This is a genomic window from Amycolatopsis sp. NPDC004169 (assembly GCF_040610315.1).
Taxonomy (GTDB): Bacteria; Actinomycetota; Actinomycetes; order Mycobacteriales; family Pseudonocardiaceae; genus Amycolatopsis.
In genome coordinates this window covers 24,766-46,834 of record NZ_JBEXMD010000021.1, presented here as the reverse complement: position 1 = coordinate 46,834, position 22,069 = coordinate 24,766, and the positions used below count along the sequence as shown (strand labels likewise).

General features: G+C 72.8%; 21 protein-coding genes. 13 read left to right on the top strand and 8 right to left on the bottom strand.

Annotated elements, in window-relative coordinates; all coding sequences use genetic code 11:
* Positions 1-40 precede the first annotated feature (40 nt).
* The 3 genes from ABZX11_RS26540 to ABZX11_RS26530 all read left to right on the top strand — a co-directional run bounded on the left by ABZX11_RS26540 (position 41) and on the right by ABZX11_RS26530 (position 4,971).
* Entirely contained in the window at positions 41-2,626 is a 2,586-nt protein-coding gene (locus ABZX11_RS26540; protein ID WP_354917645.1) for a glycosyltransferase, read from the top strand.
* On the top strand, positions 2,626-4,074 hold the full coding sequence (locus tag ABZX11_RS26535) for a radical SAM protein (RefSeq protein WP_354917642.1): 1,449 nt from the start codon (positions 2,626-2,628) through the stop codon (positions 4,072-4,074). Before ABZX11_RS26540 ends, ABZX11_RS26535 begins: the two co-directional genes overlap by 1 nt.
* Before the next feature lie 93 nt (positions 4,075-4,167).
* Entirely contained in the window at positions 4,168-4,971 is an 804-nt protein-coding gene (locus ABZX11_RS26530; protein ID WP_354917639.1) for a GH25 family lysozyme, read from the top strand.
* 217 nt (positions 4,972-5,188) lie between these two features.
* Here the strand turns inward: ABZX11_RS26530 and ABZX11_RS26525 are convergent, their stop codons facing one another.
* Genes ABZX11_RS26525 through ABZX11_RS26515 form a run of 3 tightly spaced genes read right to left on the bottom strand, consistent with a single transcriptional unit; the run spans position 5,189 to position 7,255 of the window.
* Complete coding sequence (locus ABZX11_RS26525) at positions 5,189-5,536, bottom strand: ClpX C4-type zinc finger protein (protein ID WP_176169309.1); 348 nt, start codon at positions 5,534-5,536, stop codon at positions 5,189-5,191.
* Between the two features lie 28 nt (positions 5,537-5,564).
* Entirely contained in the window at positions 5,565-5,951 is a 387-nt protein-coding gene (locus ABZX11_RS26520) for a hypothetical protein (RefSeq protein ID WP_354917635.1), read from the bottom strand.
* Between the two features lie 56 nt (positions 5,952-6,007).
* Positions 6,008-7,255 (bottom strand): GDSL-type esterase/lipase family protein, encoded by a 1,248-nt coding sequence (locus ABZX11_RS26515; RefSeq protein ID WP_354917632.1) that lies wholly within the window; start codon positions 7,253-7,255, stop codon positions 6,008-6,010.
* A 128-nt stretch (positions 7,256-7,383) separates the two neighbouring features.
* Here ABZX11_RS26515 and ABZX11_RS26510 point away from each other — a divergent pair, with 128 nt between their 5' ends.
* Positions 7,384-7,638 (top strand): hypothetical protein, encoded by a 255-nt coding sequence (locus tag ABZX11_RS26510; protein WP_254896583.1) that lies wholly within the window; start codon positions 7,384-7,386, stop codon positions 7,636-7,638.
* Here ABZX11_RS26510 and ABZX11_RS26505 read toward each other — a convergent pair.
* Positions 7,635-8,084 (bottom strand): transposase, encoded by a 450-nt coding sequence (locus ABZX11_RS26505; protein WP_354917629.1) that lies wholly within the window; start codon positions 8,082-8,084, stop codon positions 7,635-7,637. The two genes, ABZX11_RS26510 and ABZX11_RS26505, sit on opposite strands and share 4 nt — an antisense overlap.
* 10 nt (positions 8,085-8,094) lie before the next feature.
* Between ABZX11_RS26505 and ABZX11_RS26500 the strand changes: the two genes are divergently transcribed.
* The 5 genes from ABZX11_RS26500 (at position 8,095) to ABZX11_RS26480 (ending at position 12,223) form a co-directional block, all read left to right on the top strand.
* Positions 8,095-8,586: a hypothetical protein gene (locus ABZX11_RS26500; RefSeq protein ID WP_354917626.1), complete on the top strand. Its 492-nt coding sequence runs from the start codon at positions 8,095-8,097 to the stop codon at positions 8,584-8,586.
* A gap of 68 nt (positions 8,587-8,654) precedes the next feature.
* Positions 8,655-9,833: a serine hydrolase domain-containing protein gene (locus ABZX11_RS26495; protein ID WP_354917623.1), complete on the top strand. Its 1,179-nt coding sequence runs from the start codon at positions 8,655-8,657 to the stop codon at positions 9,831-9,833.
* Positions 9,834-9,930: 97 nt separating this feature from the next.
* Positions 9,931-10,647, top strand: a complete 717-nt coding sequence (locus tag ABZX11_RS26490) for a dihydrofolate reductase family protein (RefSeq protein WP_354917620.1) — start codon at positions 9,931-9,933, stop codon at positions 10,645-10,647.
* Between the two features lie 20 nt (positions 10,648-10,667).
* Positions 10,668-11,021 carry a YciI family protein gene (locus ABZX11_RS26485; RefSeq protein WP_354917850.1) on the top strand — a complete coding sequence of 118 codons (354 nt, stop codon included), beginning with the start codon at positions 10,668-10,670 and terminating at the stop codon, positions 11,019-11,021.
* Positions 11,018-12,223 (top strand): DUF6596 domain-containing protein, encoded by a 1,206-nt coding sequence (locus ABZX11_RS26480; protein ID WP_354917617.1) that lies wholly within the window; start codon positions 11,018-11,020, stop codon positions 12,221-12,223. Before ABZX11_RS26485 ends, ABZX11_RS26480 begins: the two co-directional genes overlap by 4 nt.
* Positions 12,224-12,258: 35 nt before the next feature.
* Here the strand turns inward: ABZX11_RS26480 and ABZX11_RS26475 are convergent, their stop codons facing one another.
* The gene (locus tag ABZX11_RS26475) at positions 12,259-12,522 is read right to left on the bottom strand and encodes a hypothetical protein (protein ID WP_176169316.1); all 264 of its coding nucleotides are present in this window, start codon (positions 12,520-12,522) and stop codon (positions 12,259-12,261) included.
* 164 nt (positions 12,523-12,686) lie between these two features.
* Here ABZX11_RS26475 and ABZX11_RS26470 point away from each other — a divergent pair, with 164 nt between their 5' ends.
* The 4 genes from ABZX11_RS26470 (at position 12,687) to ABZX11_RS26455 (ending at position 19,890) form a co-directional block, all read left to right on the top strand.
* Positions 12,687-14,435 carry a helix-turn-helix domain-containing protein gene (locus ABZX11_RS26470; RefSeq protein ID WP_354917614.1) on the top strand — a complete coding sequence of 583 codons (1,749 nt, stop codon included), beginning with the start codon at positions 12,687-12,689 and terminating at the stop codon, positions 14,433-14,435.
* 10 nt (positions 14,436-14,445) lie between these two features.
* Positions 14,446-15,492 (top strand): MoxR family ATPase, encoded by a 1,047-nt coding sequence (locus ABZX11_RS26465; RefSeq protein WP_176169319.1) that lies wholly within the window; start codon positions 14,446-14,448, stop codon positions 15,490-15,492.
* 7 nt (positions 15,493-15,499) lie between these two features.
* Complete coding sequence (locus tag ABZX11_RS26460) at positions 15,500-18,622, top strand: tetratricopeptide repeat protein (protein ID WP_354917610.1); 3,123 nt, start codon at positions 15,500-15,502, stop codon at positions 18,620-18,622.
* Between the two features lie 104 nt (positions 18,623-18,726).
* Positions 18,727-19,890, top strand: a complete 1,164-nt coding sequence (locus tag ABZX11_RS26455; RefSeq protein WP_354917607.1) for a serine/threonine-protein kinase — start codon at positions 18,727-18,729, stop codon at positions 19,888-19,890.
* Positions 19,891-20,014: 124 nt separating this feature from the next.
* On the opposite strand, the gene ABZX11_RS26450 is transcribed toward ABZX11_RS26455, so the two are convergent.
* The 3 genes from ABZX11_RS26450 to ABZX11_RS26440 all read right to left on the bottom strand — a co-directional run bounded on the left by ABZX11_RS26450 (position 20,015) and on the right by ABZX11_RS26440 (position 22,048).
* On the bottom strand, positions 20,015-20,938 hold the full coding sequence (locus ABZX11_RS26450; protein WP_354917604.1) for an NADP-dependent oxidoreductase: 924 nt from the start codon (positions 20,936-20,938) through the stop codon (positions 20,015-20,017).
* A gap of 98 nt (positions 20,939-21,036) precedes the next feature.
* On the bottom strand, positions 21,037-21,423 hold the full coding sequence (locus ABZX11_RS26445) for a MerR family transcriptional regulator (RefSeq protein ID WP_354917601.1): 387 nt from the start codon (positions 21,421-21,423) through the stop codon (positions 21,037-21,039).
* A gap of 25 nt (positions 21,424-21,448) precedes the next feature.
* Complete coding sequence (locus tag ABZX11_RS26440; protein ID WP_354917598.1) at positions 21,449-22,048, bottom strand: TetR family transcriptional regulator; 600 nt, start codon at positions 22,046-22,048, stop codon at positions 21,449-21,451.
* Positions 22,049-22,069: the final 21 nt, after the last annotated feature.

Genomic DNA, 22,069 nt, shown 5'->3' with positions numbered 1-22,069 from the left:
CTGGAGTCGAGGCCGAAGCCGATTCGGGGGTTTGACATCGATGTCAGTGCTCTGGGGCGTGTCGTTCGACGCCACTCCGCTGTCCGGGGTCGTGGTGGAGTTCCTCAAGACGGCGCAGCGGTTCGCCGCTCGCGGGCACCGCGTCCACCTCGACCTCGGCTACGACATCAAGGCCGACAAGGGCGCGTTCTTCCGGCCCTACCGCGACGAGGCCCGGCTGCTGCCGTCGTGGGTCACCCTCGCCCGCGTCGACGGGGTCGAGCGGATCCCCGGCTACGACCGCGGATTCGTCGAGCGGGTGCTGACCCGGGTCGTCCAGGCGGGCGACGAGTCGCTGCGGCCCGAGATCGACCGGATCGCCGGCGAGCTGGCCGACCGGATCGTCGCCACCTGGGAACGCCTCGGCGTCACCGTGGTGATGGTGGAAAACGGGACGCTGCCGGAAAACCTCGCCTACACCGAGGCGCTGTACACCGCGATCGACCGCTACGGCGCACGCCACCGGCTCGGCCGGTTCGTGTTCTGGCGCGACCACGACCTGATGTGGCAGAGCGAACCGGGGATCGCCAAGTACGGCACGTTCCCGTACCCCGGCGTCCCGGCACCGAGGAACTCCCCGCACATCCACTACTTCGCCCTCCACGAGCAGGCGCTGGCACGGACGCTGGAGTGGGTGCCCGGCCTGACGAGCATCGACGTCCTGCCCAACTCCTTCGCCATCGCCCCGGCGCGCATCGACGAGCGCAACGCGGCGTTCCGGCGCGACCACGGGATTCCCGAGGACGTCCCGCTGCTGGCCCGGATCACCCGGATCATCCCGCAGAAGCGCATCGACCGGGACCTCCACCTGCTCGCGCTGCTGCCGGACGCGTGGCTGTTCGTCGCCGGCGACACCGGGGAGACGCCCACCGAGCACGCCCGGCTCACCGCGCTCGCCACGCACCTGGGCGTGCGCGAGCGCGTCGTGTTCGGCGGCTGGCTGACCCCGTACGACACGACGGTCCCCGGCCGGTACTCCGTGCGCGACCTGCTGGCCCACGCGACCGTCGTGTCGTTCCTGACCTCCTACGACTACGAGAGCTACGGCAACCCGATCAGCGAAGCGATCGCGTCCGGGACGCCGTACATCACCAGCGGGTACGAGCTGTACGACGTCGTCTACGGCCGCCAGGGCTTCCGGGCCCCGGTGCTCGACATCCGGGCCCGCGACCTGCCGGACGCGGCGTTCGCCCGCGAGGTCGCCGAACTGATCACCGACGAAGGGAGACGGGCGGAAGTGGTGCGGGTGAATTCGGAACTCGGGCAGGCGCGGTTCGGCGCGCGGGTCGTCGACGACCTGGTCGACCGGCTGTACCCGCCGCCGATGGGCGCGGCGACGCGGCTGAGCGTGGTGCTGCCGGTGTACAACGAAGCCGCGAACCTCCCGGAGGTGCTGCGGACCCTGCACGACCAGCGCGACGGCGACGCGCCGCTGGACAAGAGCCGGTACGAGGTCGTGCTCGTGGACAACAACTCCACCGACGACACGGTGGCCATCGCGCAGGCCTTCGCGGCCGCGCACCCCGACCTGGCGCTGCACGTCGTCCACGAGCCCGAGCAGGGCGTCTCGTGCGCGCGGCGGGCCGGGATGGACTTCGCCGCGGCCCGCAGCCGCAACCGGCCCGAGTCCGACCCGGGGGAGCGGTTCTACCTCGTCTCCGCCGACGCCGACTGCCGCGTCGACCCGCACTGGCTGAGCGAACTGTTCGCGGCCATGGAGTCGAGCAAAGCCGCCATCGGCGTCTGCGACTACTACTACAACGAAGACCACTTCGAGGGGCGGCCGCGGCTGTGGGACGCGATCCAGCGCACGCTGCGGTGCCGCGCGGTCACGTTCTCGCTCTTCGGCGGGTTCCCCGACGGCAAGGGCTTCGCCGTCGAGCGCGACGCCTACGAGCGCGCCGGCGGCATCGAGATCTTCTACCAGCTCCAGGACGGGAAGTTCGTCAACCACCTTTCCGACGACTGGGACTTCGGGATCAAGGTGGCCAGTGGCGGTGACGCGATCACCTACGCACCGCGCTCGCGCGTCGAGATCAACCCCCGCCGGGTCGACCACGCCATCGACGAGGTCATCGCCGGCCGGGCCTACGGCTCGGACGGCATCATCGTCATGCGCGACATCCGGCCCACAGCGCCGTCGGTGCCGTCCGACCTCACCGAGGCCGAAGCGCGGCAGGCGTGGGAGTTCTCGATCAAGGACTTCACGCCGAAGAACACCATCCTGCCGGTGCTGCTGACCCCGGCGCTGCTGGAGGACGACGCCGTCGTCGCGTTCTTCGGCGCGGACCTCGCCGCCCGGCTGGCGCGGCGGATCGCCGAGATCCGGCACGAGATGCGGGTCGTCGACTTCACCCCGATCCACGCCTACAAGACACCCTCGTACCGGCTGTACTTCGAGTTCGCCGACGAGCTGTTCGCCTGCCTGCGCAAGCACGTCGGCGATGACATCGGGGACCCGCCGCCGCTGCCGCCGTGCCTGGCGGAGGTCCCGGCCGCGCGGTTCGCGGAGTTCGTCCGCTACTACTGCGAAGACCGCGAGTCGGGCGAGGCCCACAACTACTTCGGCAACGGAGGGGTGTTCTGATGAGCCTGGGCTACGAAGAGGCGGTCGGCTCGCTGCACGCGATCGACCCGGCCTGGCCGCGGCCGGCCGTGCTCGACGTCCTCGAAGCGCCGGAGAATCGGCACCTGCTCGACTTCGTGCAGGAGGACCCGTTCGGGGCGCACGTGTTCCCGGGCAACGTCCCGGGTACGCCGCAGGAGTTCCTGCGCGACCTGGACACCCAGCTCTCCTCGAGCGGCCCGATCCACCTGTGGTCCTACATCCCCACGTGCGCCTACCGCTGCCGGTTCTGCCAGTACCCGGTCGTGCTGGTCAAGGGGAAACCCGAAGTGGCGTACGAAAAGGCGAAGTCGTGGGTCGACCTCAACATCGCCGAGGCGCGGCTGTGGCTCGACGCCGTGCCGCACCTGCGCGGCGCGGAAGTGGGGGAGTTCAACGTCTTCGGCGGCACGCCGTCGCTGCTGCCGGAACCCGAGATCCGCCGGCTGCTGGAGTTCTACCGGTCGAACTTCGGCTTCACGTCCGCGACGACGATCCGGTTCGAGGGCGACCCCAGCACGTTCACCCCGGCCAAGCTCGAGCTGCTGCGGGAACTGGGCTGCACCAAGCTTTCCAGCGGCGTCCAGTCGTTCGACGACCACGTCCTGCAGCTGTGCGGGCGCGAGCACACGTCGCAGATGTGCGTCGACTTCGTCCGCACCGCCCGGTCGCTGGGCTTCGAGTGGGTCAGCATCGACCTGATGTACGGCCTGCTCGACCAGACGCTCGACAGCGTCCGCCGCGACCTCGACGTCGTGCTGGAGAACGAGGTCACCGCGGTGGTGTGCACGAAGCTGCACCTGGCGTCCTACAGCGACACCCGCACCGGCGTGACCGGCGAGAAGCCGGCGGCGTGGCAGCTGCCGTCCTACCGGGACAAGCTCGTGCGCGACGGCCACCGCTGGCCCCCGCTCGGCGAGCAGTACCAGATGCGGGAGCTGCTCACCGAGGGACTGCGCGCGGCGGGCTACACCGAGCACCCGACGATGTACTTCGCGCGGGACGGCCGCGGGCCGGAGAAGTGGAAGTCCATCATGGTCGACCAGGACAAGCAGGAGGCCGAGGTCGCGATCGGGCTGGGCGGCAGTTCGAGCTGCCGGGCGTCGGAAGCGATCACGGACGTGAACTCCCGCCGCTACACCGAAACCGTGCTGGCGGGGCGGATCCCGCTGGGGTCGGCGACGCGGTTCACGCCCGAAGCGCAGGAAGCCCGCGCGGTGAAGATGGCGCTGACGACGTTGCAGCCGGTCCGGGACTCCCTGCACCGCGCCCGTTTCCCCGGACGCTCCCTGTTCGCCGAGCCGTGGCTGGGCAAGTTCCGTTCGCTGGCCGCGCGCGGGCTCGTCGAGCTGCGGCCCGGCGAGGGCGTGATCGCCCTGACCCCGGCGGGGGAGTCGCTCGTCGAGGCGATCATCACCACCGAACTCTGAAGATCACTGCATCGGGTGACACCAGTCGCGCGAGAACCGCGCCGGGCAGGCAGCATGGGCTCCGGACCTGCTCCCAACGTGATCGGAGCCCGGATGAACCGGACCGTGGCGGGACAACGGCTGTCGGGCGCGGTCGCGCTGGCGGTGCTCGCGGCCGTGGTGGTCGCGACGCCGGCGCGAGCCGACTACTCGCTGGCGGAGGAGAACTACGCCGGCACGCAGATCGCGCGGCACGAAGGCGTCCAGGGCACGCCACGCGCGGACGCCGCCGGCCAGACGCTCGGCCACGACGTCAGCGGGCACCAGGGCCCGGTCGACTGGCCGGCCGCGGCCGGCGCCGGCGCGAAGTTCACCTACGTCAAGGCGACCGAGGGCACCGGGTTCGTCAACCCGCAGTACGGCCAGCAGTACGACGGCGCGCACGCGGTGGGCATCATCCGCGGCGCGTACCACTTCGCCCGCCCGGACGTCTCGGGCGGAGCGGAGCAGGCGGAGTACTTCATCGCCCACGGCGGCGGCTGGCGCGCGGACGGGACGACGCTGCCGGGCGCGCTGGACATCGAGTACAACCCGTACGGCGACGTCTGCTACGGCAAGAACCCGGCGGACATGACGGCGTGGATCACCGACTTCACCCGCACGTATCTGGCGAAGGTCAAGCGCAGCGCGCTGATCTACACGAGCACGGCGTGGTGGAAGCGCTGCACCGGCAACACCGATCGCTTCGGCGGAACCGACCCGCTGTGGCTGGCGCGTTACGGCCCGGACGTGGGAGAACTCCCGGCGGGCTGGACCAAGCACAGCATCTGGCAGTTCGCCCGCGGCGGCGGGCTTCCGGGCGACCAGAACTACTACAACGGCCCGCTGGGCCGGGTGCAGGCGCTGGCGAAGGGCTAGCGCGTGTCCGACAAAGGGTTGGTCCAGGTGATGACGACATGGAGGACTACCGCTGATCGGTAGACGATGGCGAGCTTGTCTCAGCGAGGAGCCAGACTCCGCCGTTGCTTGAACAGGTTGAACCGTCGCTCGACAACGTTGCGGCCGCGGTAGTCCACCGGGGCGAAGACAGGCGGACGACCGCCGCGGGAACCGCGGCGCCTTTGCCAGACACCCCCTAGGCGAACCGCTCCCACGCCGACTGGCGGGTCATCCCCAGTGCCTCGCCGATCTGCGACCACGTGCCGCCCAGGGCTCGCGCCTTGGCCACCCAGGCCGCCAGGTTCTCCTGGACCTGGGTGCTCGCCGCCGAGACCGGGCTCAGGTTGGACAGCACCTGTTCCAGCGGGAGGTCGTGCTCCCACGGCGCGATCAGCGGGGCATCCGCCGGTTTGCCTTCGATCACCGACACGCACAGCCGGACGCAGCCGTCGCAGATGAACACGCCCGGGCCGGCGACCAGCGTGTCCACCTCCGTGTTGGGCTTGGCGCAGAAGGAACAGCGCGCGAACACCGCAGTACTCATGAGCGAAACCTCCTTGTCAGGCGGGACCTTACAGCCGTAAGGGAGCGCCTGACAAGAGGAACGCCGCCGTCCACTCGGACAGCTCGGTCAGCCGGCCGGTCAGCTCTTCGATCTCCGCCCACCGGCGGTGCTCGCGCTCGAGGTCCGGCACCAGGAAGTCCTCCACCAGCAGCAGGAGCGTCGCGATCTCGTGGGCGACGTCGGCGAGCTGCAGGAACGGCCGGTACTGCGCTTCCGCGCCCCCGCCGTGCCGCGCGGCCCAGTCGCGCGCGCCGTGGCCCGCCGTGCGGCACACCGACACCACCGTCCGCCGCAGGTCACCGCGGCGGGAGCCCGGCGGTTCCTCCGCCAGCGGGGCGACCTTCCAGGCCACCGAGAGCAGGCAGCAGCCGGCGTCGTCCATCGACTCGTTCATCACCGGACGTACTCTGCTGACCGGCACGCACAGCCGAGGCGCTCCGACTCGCCGGCTCACCTCATCGTGTGGACAACCGGCCCGGAACGGGTGAGCATCGGCACGGAGACGAAGTCCGCGAGCGCCTGCTGGCCGGCCGCGTTCGCGTGGATGCCGTCGCCGTTGTCGTACGCCGGCAGGATGCTGTTCGGCTTCAGCGGATCCGCCAGCACCGCGTCGAAGTCCACCACGCCCGAACACGTGCCGCCGCAGGTGTTCCAGCGCTTCACGAACAGTGCGATCTCGTGGCGCGCGAGGTTCGCCTGGTCGTCGTACCCGGGGCGCGGCGTGCTGGGCGTGACGTACACCGGGATCCCGGCCGCGCGCAGCCGCGCGAACACCGCGCGGTAGCTGTCGAGGATCGCCGTCGCGTCACAGCCGTAGGCCAGGTCGTTGGTCCCGTAGTAGTAGATGACCGCCGTGACGCCGTGCAGCGCCAAGACGTCCCGGTCCAGCCGGCTCGACGCGTCCAGGCCCGCGACCGACGGCGGCATGCCCGGGCAGGACCGCGCGCTCGTCGTGCCCGAGACACCGGCGTTGGCCACCGCGAGCGGCGCCGACGCGGCGACCAGCCGCCGCGCCAGGTCGTCGGTCCACCGGCGGTTCGCGCCGGGCTGCGTGCAGCCCGGGCCGCAGTTGGTGCTGCCGATGCCGTCGACGACCGAGCTGCCGAACGGGACGACCACACCCGTCAGCGCCTTGTTGTGCACGTCGACGGCGCTCACGACGTAGGTGGACCCCACCGTGGCCGTGAACGCGGCACCCGTGGCGTCGCCGGCGTGGTCGCCCGAGCCCGGCGGGGTGAGGTAGTTGTCGCGCAGGGCCGCGCCGTGGCGGCCGGGCACCGCGGTGCCGTCGATCGCCATGCTCACCGCGAGGTCGGAGTCCGGGCTCGTCACCAGCCGGACGTCGTCGCTCCACACCTCGCCGCCCGCGGGAACGGTCACGCCCCGTTGTCCGCCGAAGGTCAGGTCACGCGCGAAGGCGACCGCGGCCCCGCCCGCGCTCGGCCCGGCGGTGGCGTGCCCGATGGTCAGCGGGCCGGTGCCGAAGGTGTTCTGGAACCGCACGCGCACGGCGTCGCCGCCCTGGCTGAGGTGGGTGATCATCCGCAGCGACTGCGTGGTGACCGCGGTGTCGGCCCGGCCGTCCTGCGACTGCGCCCACGACGTGAACCACGAGCGCGCGGCCCCGGCGGCACCGGGAGCGGAGACGACGACGGCCGCGGCGACGGAAACCGCGGCGAGAACGGCGAACCTGCGCACGGCGCCTCCCGAGTCCACAAAGGACCAGCGACGAACAGTTGCCGGCCGATCGTAAGCAGCCGGTCACGGAAACGACAGGATTCTGTCCGATCTTGTCAGCGGCGGCGGATTTCGATTCGATGGCGGGCATGACCGAACCCCGCCTCTTCGGCGACCCGTACGAAACCCCCGACGGGACGACGGTGATCCCGGTCCACCGGCCGGTCGGCGTGTTCGCCGTCCGCGAGGGCAAGGCCCAGTGGGAACCGGCGGTCGACGCCACCCGTGTCGCCCTGCTGGGCGTCGGCATCGGGCTGGTCGCCGCCACCCTCGCGGGGATCGCGATGGTGCACCGGCCGCCGTGGCCGGACCTGCGGGCCTGGCCGGCCCGGCTGCGGCCCTAGGTCCAGATCGTCTGCCAGGCACCGAACACCGCGGGCACGTCTCGCCAGGCGATGCCGCACCGGTACCGGTAGATGATTCCTTCGACCATCGAGCAGGCACCGTCGAACGGTCGGCCTTGTTCGCCGGTTCGGACCGGAAGCAGGTCCTCGATCAAGCTCCCACTGATCGTCTGAAAGCAATTGAAACCGCGGGCAGCATCCAGCAACCAGTTGGAACCTTTGTCAGACACGCTCCAGCGGCGCCGCGGCGGTGAGCCACCCGGACGCGGGCAACATTGCCGGTCACGGGGCGGCACCTCCCGGCATCCGGGCACGTCACCGGCGAGCGGCCGGAAGTCGTCCTCCGGCGGTCCCGCGCCGATAGCGTTGCGCGGCATCGGAACGCCGGGAACCGGCTTTCCGCGACGAGAGGGGATCGCCGTGCACCGGATCACGCGGATGTTCACCATCGGCACCGTGGCCGCCGCAAGCCTGCTCACCGCCTTCGAAGCGTCCGCGGCCCCGGCGGCCGCGGAATACTGCGCCGTCCTCGTCGGCCCGGCCGGCACGCCCGACGGCGTTTCCCCGGAGCTGGACCGGTACTGCTCCTCGGTGTCCGGCGACGACGCCCGCCGTCACCTGACCCGGCCCGGCGCCCGGACGGCGGACGAAGCCGCGGTGGCCGCGAGCACCCTCCTGATGACCTGGTACGAGAACGCCGATTACGGCGGCGGTTCGAAGGAGATCTACGGCAGCAGCGGAACCTGCGACCACAGCGGGTACCGCGTGACCCCGAACAGCGAATGGCGGGGCAAACTCAGTTCCGCCACCGGATTCCTCTCCTGCAACTGGGCCGAGTTCGCCAACCCGACCCAGATCGTCAAGTTCTCCCACCAGCTCCCGGTCAGCTACATCGGCCCGGAAGTGAACGACAACGTCGGGCTGGTCAAGGTCTACCACGTCGGCTGACCGGGATCCTCTTACGGCACAGGCAGTTCTGCGCTACCGTCGGGTTGCCGCAGACACCGGGGGGATTCATGCGCCGACTCGTCGTTTCCGCAGCCTGTGCCGTGCTGCTGGTCGCCGGCACCGGTACCGCCGCCGCCGTCACGGATCCGCGGCAGACCGCTCTGGACGTCGCCGTGCAGGCCGGGAACGCCGGGATGGTCGCGGTCGCCGCGGACCCGGCCGGGCGGTGGCGCGGGCGGGCCGGAGTCGGTGACGTCGTCACCGGCGCGAAGCCGGACACCGGCGGACGGTTCCGGGTCGGCAGCGTCTCCAAGACCTTCACGGCCACGCTCGTGCTGAAGCTCGCCGCGCAAGGGCGGCTGGGGCTGGACGAACCGATCGCGGAATACCTGCCCGGCCTGCTGCCCTACCCGGAGCCGATCACCGTCCGGCAGCTGCTGCAGCACACCAGCGGCCTGCCGCGGGACCTGGCGCCCCCATACACCTGGACGACGGCGGAGGAGGTGGACACCGAACGGTTCGTGCACTTCGGCGAGGTCGAGGCGATCCACGACAGCACCGTGCAGCCGCTGCTGTTCCCGCCGGGCACGGGCTGGTCGTACTCCAACACCGGCTACAACGTGCTGGCCCTGCTGGTGGAGAAGCTCACCGGCCGCCGGTTCGAGCGGGTGCTGGCGGACTGGATCACCGGTCCGCTGCACCTGGCCGACACCTTCCTGCCGCGGGACTTCCCGCTGCTCCCGCGCCCGGCCGTCCGCGGCTACGAGCAGCTCTACCCGGCGCCCCGTGGCCTGACCGACGTCACCGTCTACAACCTCAGCCGCTACTTCGGCGCCGGCAACATCGTGTCCAGCGCGGCCGACCTGAACCGCTTCTTCCGCGCGCTGCTCGGCGGCGAGCTGCTGCCGGACGGCCTGCTCGCGCAGATGAAGACCACGGTCCCGTGGCCGGGCCAGGGCGGGGTCCTCGGGTACGGCCTCGGGCTGATGCGCCTCTCGCTGTCCGCGTTCTGCGGGCCGGGCGCCCCCGACGTCTGGGGACACGCCGGGGACGTGCCCGGCTACAACACCTGGAGCATGAGCGACGAGACGGCCACCCGCGGCATCACGGTCGCCTCCACCCCGGACCTGACCGCGTCGGCCCAGGCGGCGGGCCGCCGCGTCCTGGCGATGGTGACGGAGTTCTGCACCCCCGGCGGGGCCGGGGCCACCGACCGGGCCACCCGGCTGCACGCGGCGCTGCGCTGAAATTTCCCGCCGGTGCGTGTCGAGAACGGGCGGCCGGCTCCGACTGAGGGGCAGACCGGCGGCCGCAGGGGCCGCCGCCAGCAGTGGAGCGTGGACGATGACCCAGGTGACCGCCCAGATGTCGGTGTCACTCGACGGCTTCTACACCGGGCCGCGGGATCCCCGTGGCGAGCAGGACATGCGGGGCTGGATGCGGGGCCCCGAAGCACCCGGGTTCTTCCGGGTCACCCGCTGGGCCGTGGACGCGACGGCCTGGCGCGAGCGGCAGGGCTTCGCCGGCGGCGAGCAGTCGGTCGACTCGGAGATCATCGCCGAGACGTTCGCGGCGGCCGGGGCCTACGTCATGGGCCGGCGGATGTTCGACGCCGGCGAGGTGCCCTGGGGCGACGAGCCGCCCTTCCGCGCGCCGGTGTTCGTCGTGACCCACCGGCCCCGGGAGGTGCTCGAACGCCGGGGCGGCACGTCCTTCACCTTCGTCACCGAAGGCCCGGAACGGGCCGTCGAGCTGGCCAGGGCCGCCGCCGGGGGCAAGGACGTCGCGGTGGCCGGCGGCGGGGAACTGCTGGGCCGGGTGCTGGCCGCGGGGCTGCTCGACCGGCTCGAACTGCACGTCGCCCCGGTGCTGCTGGGCGAGGGCCAGCGCCTGTTCGGCGGGCTGGGCCTCGGCGCGGACGAGGGGGTCGAGCTGGTCCCCGATCGGGTCGTCGGGACGCCCGCGGTCACCCACGTCCGCTATATCGTCACGGGACGGTCGAAGCTGGTGCTGGACGATCGCGGCGCCAGTGGCGACCTGGTCGGGCCGGCCCGGCACTGAGAGGAGCGCCCGTGAAGTACATGCTGCTGATCTACGGCAACGAGGAAGCCTTCACCTCGGTGGGCGCGGAGACCCTGGCGGAGATCATCCGCGAGACCGACGCCCTCAACCGGGAGCTGTTCGAGTCGGGGGAGCTGGTCGGCGCCTACGGCGTCGCCGACGAGGTGAACACCAAGATGGTCCGGGTCACCGGCGGGACACCGGTGGTGACCGACGGCCCGTACGCGGAGGCCAAGGAGTTCCTGGGCAGTTTCATGATCGTCGACTGCGACGGCCTGGACCGGGCACTGGAGATCGCGGCCCGCACCCCGTCGGCGCGTTACTGGGGGGTCGAGGTCCGGCCCCTGATGCACGAGGCCGCCGTCGAGCCGTGACGAGCTGGCAGGACGTCCGGCGGCTGGTCCCGGAGGTGCTCGGCGTGCTGGTGCGCCGCCACGGCCGGTTCGACGCGTGCGAGGACGCCGTCCAGGAGGCGCTGCTGGCGGCCGCGGCCCAGTGGCCGGTCGAGGGCTGGCCGGAGCACCCGCGGGCGTGGCTGGTGACGGTGGCCTCGCGCCGCCTCACCGACCAGGTGCGCGGTGACGCCGCCCGCCGGCGGCGGGAGGAGGCGGACGCCCTCCGCACGCCTCCCGCCGGCGGCGAGGTCGAGGCCGGCGACGACACGCTGACGCTGCTGTTCCTGTGCTGCCACCCGGCGCTGACACCGTCGTCGCAGATCGCGTTGACGCTGCGGGCGGTGGGCGGCCTGTCGACGGCCGAGATCGCGCGGGCGTTCCTGGTGCCCGAGGCGACCATGGCCCAGCGCATCAGCCGGGCCAAGCACCGCATCAAGGCGGCCGGGGCCGGGTTCGAGCTGCCGCCGCCGGCCGAACAGGCGGCCCGTCTCGGCGTCGTGCTCCACGTCGTCTACCTCGTCTTCAACGAGGGCTACACGGCGACTTCGGGGACCCGGCTGGTGCGGGCGGAGCTGGCGGCCGAGGCCATCCGCCTGGCCCGCGAGCTGCACCGCCTGGTCCCCGGCGACGGCGAGGTGGCCGGCCTGCTGGCCCTGTTGCTGCTGACCGACGCCCGCCGCCCCGCCCGCACGGCGCCGGACGGCTCGCTGGTCCCGCTGAGCGAGCAGGACCGGACGCGCTGGGACGCCGAAGCCATCGCCGAGGGCGTGGCGCTGGTGACCGCCGCGCTGGCGAAGGGGCCGGTCGGCCCGTACCAGCTGCAGGCGGCGATCGCCGCGCTCCACGACGAGGCACCCACGGCCGCCGAGACCGACTGGCGGCAGATCCTGGCCCTGTACACGGTGCTCGAACGCGTCGCGCCCAACCCGGCGGTGACGCTCAACCGGGCGGTGGCGCTGGCGGAGGTCCACGGCCCGGCGGCGGGCCTGTCCCTGCTGGCCACCCTCTCGGCCGACGACTGCATCGCCGCGTCCCACCACGTGGTGTCGGTCCGCGCCCACCTGCAGGAAATGGCGGGGGAGACCGAGGCGGCCCGCGCGGGTTACCAGGAGGCGGCCCGCCGCACGACAAGCGAACCCGAGCGGCGCCACCTGCTGGCCCGCGCCGCACGCTTGGGCTGAGCGGCCGGTATCAGCGAGTCCTGAGAGGACTCCGCCTAGCCTGCGGGAGGGGGACGGCCCCTGCGCAGGCGCTTCCAGGCCGCCACGCCCGCCGTGGTGAGGGCGCCGACACCGCCGGCCGCGGCCGCACCGGTGGGGCCGCCGAGGTAGAGCACGGCCAGCACCGGGATCAGGGCGACGGCCATCGACACGGCCGCGGCCAGCAGCAGGCACACCGCGCGGCGCGTGCGCGCCGCATCGCCCAGGACGCTGTCGAGCAACGCAATCCCGGTCTTCGGTGGCTCTGGCTTGGCGGGCATCGCCTGTCCCTTGCTTGGGCGCGGAGAAGGTCCGACCTCCGACGTGCAGCGGACCGAGCGGGAAGTGGGTCACACCTTCCGCCAGAGCAGTGTGCTCCGAAACGGAGCAAAATAGCAAGTGACCTGCTAGATTGTGCTGACACGCGGAGCTTCGGAAGGAATCCATGGCAACTGCTCCGGTAGCGAGGCTGGTCGCCGAGCGCGTCCGGCAGCTGCGGCGGCGGCGGAACTGGTCCGCTCAGCAGCTCGCCGACGCGTGCGCGGACGCCGGGATGAAGACGCTCACCCGGGGGACCATCGCGAAGATCGAGTCGGGCGTGCGCAAGTCGGTCAGCGCCGCCGAAGTGCAGGTCCTGGCGAAGGTTTTGGGCGTGACCCCGAACGAGCTGCTGGCCCCGGGGAGCAGGCAACCGGACCGGCGGCTGTCGCTGTCGGAGAGCCTGCGGCCGCTGGTGGACGTCCTGGAGCAGGTGCCGTTCCTGCAGGAGCCCGCCGGCGTGTCGCTGTACCTCGACCTGCTCGCGGACCAGCTGGGGGAGCCACTGGACCTGCCGGAACACGCCGAGCTGAGGCACCTCCTCTACGCCCTGGTGTTCGCGTGCGCGCAGATCCCCGGTGGCCTGCGGGCCCTGGCCGAGGTGCTGCAGATCCTCAACCCCGGCTCGTCGCACGCAGCCGAGGCCCGCGACCTCGCCGCCGAACTCGACGTCGCGGACTTCCTGGCACCCGGCCAGCGGGAGCAGTTGCTCACCCTGCTGGCCGGGCAGGACCGGCGGTGGCTGGCGGCGCTCTACCGGACCGCGGCGGCGCCGTACGGAGCCGACGTGCACCCGGATGTCGACGACGCCCGGCGACTGGTCGTGCGGCTCGAGCAGATGAACATGGCGCCGGGCGGGGTGCCGCCGTTGCTGCTCTTCGCCGAACTGGTGGCCGCCGGCGCGGAGCCCTCCGTCGCCGCCGGGTTGCACGAGTGGTCCGGCACCGTGGCCGGCCGGCTGGGCCTGGGGGATCGCCTGCGGGAGGTCCGGCGGCGAGCGGCCGAGCAAGCGCTGTCCGTGCCGGGCATGGCCGACGCCTACCTGATCATCAAGCTCGAAGCCGACGCCTTGGACGACGAGCGCTACCGCGTCCGGACGTGGCGGCAGTTCGGCGCGCCGTGGCAACCGGAGCCCAGCGAGGAACTCGAGGGTGACATCGACGCGGTCCAGCGGCACGTTGCCGACGTGCTGGCGGACGCGGAAGGCGGGTGGGCTGCCGAAGCCGAGATCATCCGCCTCGAATTCCTGCTGCCGCGGGAGCTGCTGTCCTTGCCGGTCGACCAGTGGCCGACCAGCGTCGAAGAGGTCCCCATCCGGCCCCTCGGGATGAACTACCAGGTCGTGGTGCGCAGCCTGGACCGGATGCAGGCGAAGAAGTGGCATCGGGAATGGCGGCAGCGGTGGGCGGTGTTCGCCGGACCCCGGTGGGAGGCGCCGCGCAGCGCAGGACCGGCGTCCTGGGGCGTTGACCCGGCACCGGCCGCCGAGCTCGTCACCCCGTCGCACCCGCCGAGCCTCGCCGAACTCCGCCGTCTCGACGTCGCCCTCGCGGCCCACCACCAGCCGTTGCTGGTGCTCGAACGTCCGCTGGTCCATCCGGCCGGAGACCGGCCGGACGAGATCTCGGTCGGCCTGCGCGCCGGTGTCCCGCTGATGCTCTGGCAGCGGGACGAACGCCTCACCGAAGACTTCGAGTCCGTACTCGGGGATCTTCTCTCGCCGGATCGGGACCTGCGTGAGAGTGCGCGCATGCTCCGGATGGAAGCGGCCGGCGCCGATGACCCCGAACGCCACGTGGGAAGTCACATCACCTTGCTCTGGGACGATCCGCACCGGCTCGTGGAGCCGGCCGGATCGCTCAGTGCTCCGAGGTAAAGGATGCCGCATGACAAGCACACCCGCAGACCCCGCGCCCCGGCCCGAGTGGCGGCTCTACCGCGGCACCGGTCAGCCGATCGACGGCGATCTCGCCGACATCCTGCCGCCGCCTCCGCCGTGGCGGCTGTTCGCCGGGGGTCCCGTGCTGCCCGACCCCGTCGACGACCCGCAGGAAGCCACGCGTCGGCTGGGGACACCGAGGGCTGTCCCGCCGGCGGACGCCGCCCAGGTCAACGCGGTGAACGCCGCGCTGTACCTGCGCCGCCCGTTGCTGGTCACCGGCCGTCCCGGTACCGGCAAGTCGTCCCTGGCCTACCGGATCGCCCGCGAGCTGAAGCTCGGCCGGGTGCTGCGGTGGCCGGTGACCAGCCGCACCCGGCTGCTGTCCGGGCTTTACGACTACGACGCGATCGGGCGCGTGCAGGCTGCCGGAGCCAGGCAGGCGGGTGCGTCGGATCTGCCGCCCGAGGCCGACACCCACATCGGGACCTTCGTTCGCCTCGGCCCGCTCGGCACCGCGTTGCTGCCGCACCGGAAACCGCGTGTCCTGCTGATCGACGAGCTCGACAAGGGCGACGCCGACCTGCCGAACGACCTGCTGTCGGTGTTCGAGGAAGGGGAGTACCTGATCCCCGAGCTGGCGCGGCTGGCGAGCTACGAACCGGACGTCACGGTCTTCACCGCCGACCCGGACGGGCGGGCCGAGGTGCACCACGGCCTGGTGCGCTGCCGGGAGTTCCCGGTCGTGATCATCACCAGCAACGGGGAACGCGAGTTCCCGCCCGCGTTCCTGCGCCGGTGCCTGAGGCTGGAGCTGCCGGCACCCGGTGTCCAGGACCTCGTGAGCATGGTGTCGGCCCATTTCCCGCACGAGCGCCCGCCCGGCGTGGACAACCTCGTCGAAACCTTCGTGGCCCGTGACCGCTCCGAAGGAGGACTGGCGGCGGACCAGCTGCTCAACGCCGTGCACCTCGCCACGTCGGGGGCCTACCAGCACGATGACGTCTGGCCACAGCTGAGGGACTCGCTGTGGCGCCGGCTTTCTTCGGAGTGAGCCTGCCATGAACCAGCCCCTCCCGGGGAAGCCCACCGCCGCCCGGCCGGACTCCGCCGAGCTGTCCTGGAGCGAGCTCGCGGACGCCCTCTGGCTGGCCGCCCACGTCCAGCTGCCGGTCCCCCCGGGCGCCGAGCCTGCGCCGGACGCCGGTCGCGACGCCGCTCGGCCACCCGGAGAACCCGCCCCCGGCCGGCCGCCGTCACCGCCCTCGCCGCTGCCCGAGAGCGCGCCCGATGCTGCTGCGCACGAGTCCGTCGCGCAGCCGCGGCCGGAGGCGGCCACCGGCGACGGTGTCCGGCGAGGGGGGCCCGCACTTTCGGGCAAGCTCACGATCGCCCGGGCGCTGCGGGGCCTGGCCAGAGCGGACGAGTCGCACGGCGAGCGGGTTCTGGACGCAGAGGGCACCGCGATCGGCGCGGCGGAGACCGGGCTCTGGCTGCCCATGCTGACGCCGGTACCCGAACCGCAGCTCGAGTTGGTGGTGCTCGCGGACGAAAGCGCCTCGATGGCGTTCTGGACGCGCACGGTGCACGATTTCCGGATCCTGCTGGAACGGCAGGGGGTCTTCCGCAACGTCCGGACCGTCCTGCTGAACTCCGACGACCTCGCCCAGCCGGGCTACCGCACCGTGGCGGGGACGGGGTGGCACCGGTTCGCCGAGCTGCGGGATCCCGGGGGCCGCCGGCTCTTCCTCGTGGTCACCGACGGGGTCGGTCCGGCCTGGCGGGACGGGGCGATCCGGGGCGAGCTGGGCGAGCTCGCCCGCTCCGGCCCACTGGCCGTCGTCAACGTGCTGCCCCACCGGTTGTGGGCGCGAACGCACCTGGACACCCATCCCTTGGTCCTGCGGGCCCCGGCGCCCGCCGCGCCCAACCACCGGCTGAACTACACCGCCCGCAGCCGGTTCGCTCCCGTCGCCGAGGGACTGCCGGTGCCGGTGCTCGAACTCGACGGCCGCTGGCTCGTCCGCTGGGGGAAGCTGACCGGCGCCGTCGAGCCGGTGCGGCTCCCGGCTCTGTTGCTCGGGGCGGGGGAAGAGCAGCCCGATGGCTGGGAGGAACCGGCGTTCGAACCCGAGCTGTCCGCGCGCGAACGGGTGCTCAGGTTTCGGGCCGCGGTTTCGCCGCACGCCTTCCAGCTGGCCAGCCTGTTCGCGGCGGCGCCGCTCAACCTCGACGTGATGGTGCTGATCCAGCGCACCCTGCTGCCGGAGTCGGAGTACCCGGCGTTGCTGGAAGTCGTGCTGGGCGGCCTGCTCACCCGGGTGAGCGACGGTGCTGCGGGAGAGCCGCACGCCGTCGAGTTCGACTTCACACCGGGCGTGCGCGGCGAACTGCTGGCTGCCGGGGAACGGCGGGCGACCGCGCGGGTGGTGCGGATCGTGTCCGACCACCTCGGGCCCCACGTGCCCGTCATGCGCGCCGCGCGGGCGATGCTCGGGGATCCCGCGTCGGTCCCGCTCCCGGACGGCGACCCCGCCGACAGGCCGCACACCGAGGTCGTGCGGGCGGTCATGGACGCGCTCGGTGGTCCGTATCTCCGGTATTCCCAGCGCAAGGCACGAATCCACAGGCGCGGCGGGCCGGCCGACGGGGCGTCCGCGATGAGGTCGGCCGAGGCCGATCCGGTGCCGGGCGGGCCGCCGGTGGTCTTCGAGGGTGTACCGGCCCGGGACGGCGTATTCACCGGTCGCGAGCGCGCCTTGTCGGCCCTGGCCGACGGTTTGGAGGACACACCGTCGACCGTCGTCGTGGTGGGCGAGGCGGGCACCGGCAAGAGCGCGCTCGCGGCCGAGTACGTGCACCGGCGCCGCGCGGACTACGACCTGGTGTGGTGGATCCAGGCCGGCGACGCGGCGGAGGTCGTGGCGTCGTTCGCCGCGCTCGGCCGCCGGCTGGGCGTGGCCGGCGACGGTGACGGCGCGCGGGACGCGATGACGGCGGCGAAAACGGCGCTGCGCAACCGGCCGCGCACCTTGCTCGTCTTCGACGCGGCCGGGCCGCCGGACCTGATCCGTCCGCTGATCCCGGCCCACGGCCACAGCATCGTCACCGCACAGGATCCGGGGTGGGCCGCGGAACCCGGCGCTGTCGAGTGCGCCGGATTCACCCGCGAGGAACGTCGTGCCTTCGTCGCGCGCGTGCGGCCCGGTCTTCCCGACCTGTTCGGTGACCGGCCGGCGGTGCTGCACCACGTGGTGACCTTCCTCGCCGGATCCGGGACGAACGTGTCTGCGTACACCGCCCGGCCGTCCGAGGGCGGTACCGATGGCGACGGGCGCCCGACGGCACCGGAAATCTGGGAGGTGGCCTTCGGCCACCTGCGCCGGCACGAGCAGGACGCCTTCCGGCTCGCCGAGGCATGTGCGTTCTTCGCCGACGGCTTCGTCCCATCGGCGATAGTCCAAGCAGCACAGGACGTTCTGGGAATGCCCGACAGTGCCGCCGCGTCCCGGGCGCTGGTCCGGCTCGGGTTCGCCCGGATGGCCGGAGACACCGGTCCGGTCGAATTCCTGCCCTTGGTGCAAGCGGCATTGCGGGAGTGGCGGGGAAACCCGGCACGGACCGCGGCCCGGCGGCTGCTGACCGCGGCTTGGCGTACCTCGCCGGAACAGCGTCCCGCGGCCGCGAATCTCGTCCGCCACCTCCGTGCGTGCGACGCCGTCGACAGCGGTGACGGCCAGACGCGAGAGCTGGTCCTCGACGTCGCGGCGGCGCTGGCCACTTCGGGTGATCCGGTGAGCGCGGCGGAACTGGCCCGGGAAGCCGGGCAGCGCTGGAGCTCCCGGTGGGGAGCCGACCACCGGGACACGCTGGCGGCCGCTCTGGTCCTGGCGACCAGCCGGCACGCAGCCGGCGAGCACGAAGCCGCGCTGGCGCTCGACACCGACGTTGCCGATCGGGCCGGCCGCTTGTGGGGTGCGGACGACCCGATGACATTGGCGGCGCTCCGGAACAGGGCATCGGACTTGGCGGCGCTCGGCCGGCACGCGGAGGCTGCAGGCCTGCACGAGGCGGTGGTGACGGCTCACGACCGGCTGTTCGGCGCCGACCATCCCCGATCGCGGTCGGCGCGAAGGCAGGAGCGCGCCGGGTTCGCGGACGGCCGCGAGATCGGTCGCCGGTAGCCGAACGGACGCGGCGCCGTGACCGCTCTCTCGCCGAAGTCGGGTTTGCGCGGGGCGCTCGTGCGGGTACCGGAAGGGCAGCCGAGCCGGATGGGGGTCTGCCGATGACGAACGAGCTGCCGGACGTGGTCGGCGGGCGGTACCGCCTCGGGACCCCGCTCGGCCGGGGTGCCACCGCCCAGGTCTTCCGGGCCGTCGACCTGGAGCTGGGGCGCGAGGTGGCCGTCAAGGTCTACGACAGTCACGTCGTGGCCGTGGAACAGCTGCGCCGGGCGCGGGAGAAGACCCTGCTCGCCAGCGTCCAGCACCCCGGGGTCGTCGCCGTGTTCGACAGCGGTACCGCGGGGGAGCGGCCGTACCTGGTGATGCAGCTGGTCGACGGGGGGAACCTCGCCGAGCGGTTGTGCGCGGGGCCGTTCACGCCGGCGGAGGTCGAACAGCTGGCGGTCCGGCTGGCGGACGCGCTGGCCCACGTGCACGCCCGGCAGATCGTGCACCGCGACCTGAAGCCGGCGAACGTCCTGCTCGGGCCGGGTGGCCCGCTGATCACCGACTTCGGCATCGCGCACGCACTCGACTCGACCCGGATCACCGGCACCGGCCTGGTCACCGGCACGGCCGCGTACCTGGCGCCGGAGCAGATCCTGGGCGAGCTAGCCGGGCCGGCCGCCGACATCTACGCGCTCGGCCTGATCCTGCTGGAGTGCCTGACCGCGCAGCTCGAGTTCCCCGGCACCCTCGCGGAGTCGGCGGCAGCCCGGCTGCACCGCGCACCCCGCATCCCCGACGGCACCCCGGAACCGCTCGCCACCCTGCTGACCCGGATGACCGCCCGCGAGCCCGGGGACCGGCCGGGTGCGGCGGAAATCCCGCGGTTGCTGGCCGAACCGCCTGCCGTCGTTCCGGCGCCGCGGCGGCGGCGCGCGCTGGCCGCCGCCGGCGGCCTCGCGACCGTGACCGCGGCGGCCGTGCTCACGGGGGTGCTGACCCAGCCGGCCGACTCGCAGACCGCGCCCGCGCCGTTGCCCGCGGCCGCGCCGCCCAGCAGCTCTGTCGTGGTCCCGTCGCCGGTCACCCTGCCGACGGCCTCGGCGGTCGTGGTGGCTTCGTCGCCGGCCGCGAAGCCGGTGGCAGTGGGTGTGGTCGACGCCGAACGCCCGAAGGCGGGCCGGGGAAAGTCCGGCCCGGACGCGGCGCTGCCGGGCGATGGCCCGGCGAAGCCGCCGCGGCCGAAGGGCGGGAAGGGCGAGGGCCCGGGGAAACGCTGACCGTGGGTGTGGTCGTCGCTGGGCGCGGGAGGTCCGGTCCGGACGCGGCGCCGCTCGGCGAAGCCGCCGCGCCCGAAAGCCGGGAAAGCCAAGCCGAGCGCCGGAACCCCTGACCGCGCCGGGCTCACGTCACCTTGATGACGACCTTGCCCGCGGTGTGGCCGTTCTCGACGGTCGCCAGAGCAGCCGGCGCGTCGGCGAGCGGGTGGATCGCGGTGATCACGGGCGCGAGCACCCCGTCGAGCGCCAGCCGTGCGGACCGCTCCAGGTTCTCGCGGTCCAAGCGGCGCTCGACGAACCGGCCGCCGAGCTCGGCGACCGACGCGTCACCCACCGCGATGACGTTCCGCGCCGTACGGGCGAGCGGGGCGACCGTCCGCAGCGACGGGCCACCGACCAGGTCGACGATCCCGTCGAAACCGTCCGGGGCCAGCTCGCGGGCCGCGGCGGTGACGTCCCCGGCGGCGTAGTCGACGAACCGCACCCCGATGGCCTCCGCGGGCTCGCGCTTGGCCGCGCTGCCCGTGCCGACCACGTCCAGCCCGCGGGCGACCGCCAGCCGGGCGACGGCGTGGCCGACTCCGCCGCCGACGCCGTTGACCAGGATCGTCGCCCCGGCCGGGAGGGCGAGCTGGTCGAGCGCGTCCACCGCTGTCGTGCCGGCGATAGGCAGCGTCGCCGCCACCGTCGCGGACAGCCCGTCCGGGATGCGCGCGGTGTTCGCCGCCGACAGCACCGTCGTCTCGGCGTACGTGCCGCCCCCGGTGAGCGCGAAGCCGAAGACCGCGTCCCCCACCTCGAGCCCGTCGACGTCCGGGCCCAGTGCGAGCACGGTGCCCGCCGCCTCCATGCCCAGCACGCGGGGGAACGGCCGCCCGCCGTCGAGTCCGGGGACCACGCCCGCGCGCAGGAGGTGGTCGAGCGGGTTCACGCCGGCGACGCCGACCCGGATCAGCACCTCACCGGGGCCCGGGACGGGATCGGGCCGATCGAAGAACTCCTGCACCTCCGGCCCGCCGTGCCTGCCGAAACCCCATGCCTGCCCCATGTCCTGCCGCCTTCCGGTTGACCGGCCCGGTGGTTCCGGGCCCGGTCGCCATCCTCGGAGCTGACACCGGTGTCAGGGGCAAGCGGCTGAGGTGCGGGTCACACGGTCAGGCCCCGGCGGGTCTCCAGCTCCGCCCGGTGGCGACTGTTGATTTCGAGCAGCTTGTCGAGGGCGTCGCGGGTCTGCGTCAGGTGCGCGATGTCGGCGTCGATCCGGTCGCGCTCGCGCAGCATCGCCGCGAACGTCTCTTCGGCGATCACGAGGTCGCCGGGGACGTCCACGCACGGCAGGACGGTCGCGATCACCCGGCTGGACAGGCCCGCGTCGAACAGCCGCCGGATGAGCCGGACCCGCTCGGCGTCGGCCTCGGCGTAGTGCCGCTGGCCCGCCTCGGACCGCGAACTGGTCAGCAAACCCTGCTCTTCGTAGTACCGCAGCGAGCGCGGGCTCACGCCCGTGCGCTGGGCCAGTTCACCGATCCGCACCCTGGAAAGCCTACGCCGCAAGCGATCAGGCCGTGTGCGCTGCGCCGGTGAGGCACTGCTGGACCACCGGGCCGAACCGGGTCACCAGTTCGTCCACCGGGGCCGAGGCGATCGGCTCGAGCCGGACGATGTAGCGCGCCACCGCGAGACCCAGGATCTGGACGTTGACCATGCCGGCCCGCAGCGCGGCGTCCGGCGTGCCGAGCATCCCCGCGAGGCGGCCGGTGATCTCCCGGTCGATGAACTCGCGCAGCAGCGCCTGGGACCGGTCGTGCGTGGGGGCCGAGCGGGTGAGCAGCACCAGCGGGGTGCGGTCGGACCGGTCGAGGCTCTCCACCAGCGTCCGGACGATCCGTTCGCCGATGCCGTCGACGTCACCGGTGAAGATCGCCTCGATCGCCGGGGGCACCTCGGCGGACATCTCCAGCGCCGCGCTGAACAGGCCCTGCTTGGTGCCGAAGAAGTAGAAGACCATGGCCGGGTCGACCTCGGCCCCGGCGGCGACCGCGCGCACGGTGGTGCCCCCGTAGCCGTGCTCGCGGAACAGCTCGCGGGCGGTGTCGAGGATCCGCTGCCGGCTCTGCGCGCCGGAGCGCCAGCGGCCGGGGCGAGCGTGTTCCGTCATGACCGCGGTAGTCTAGCCGAC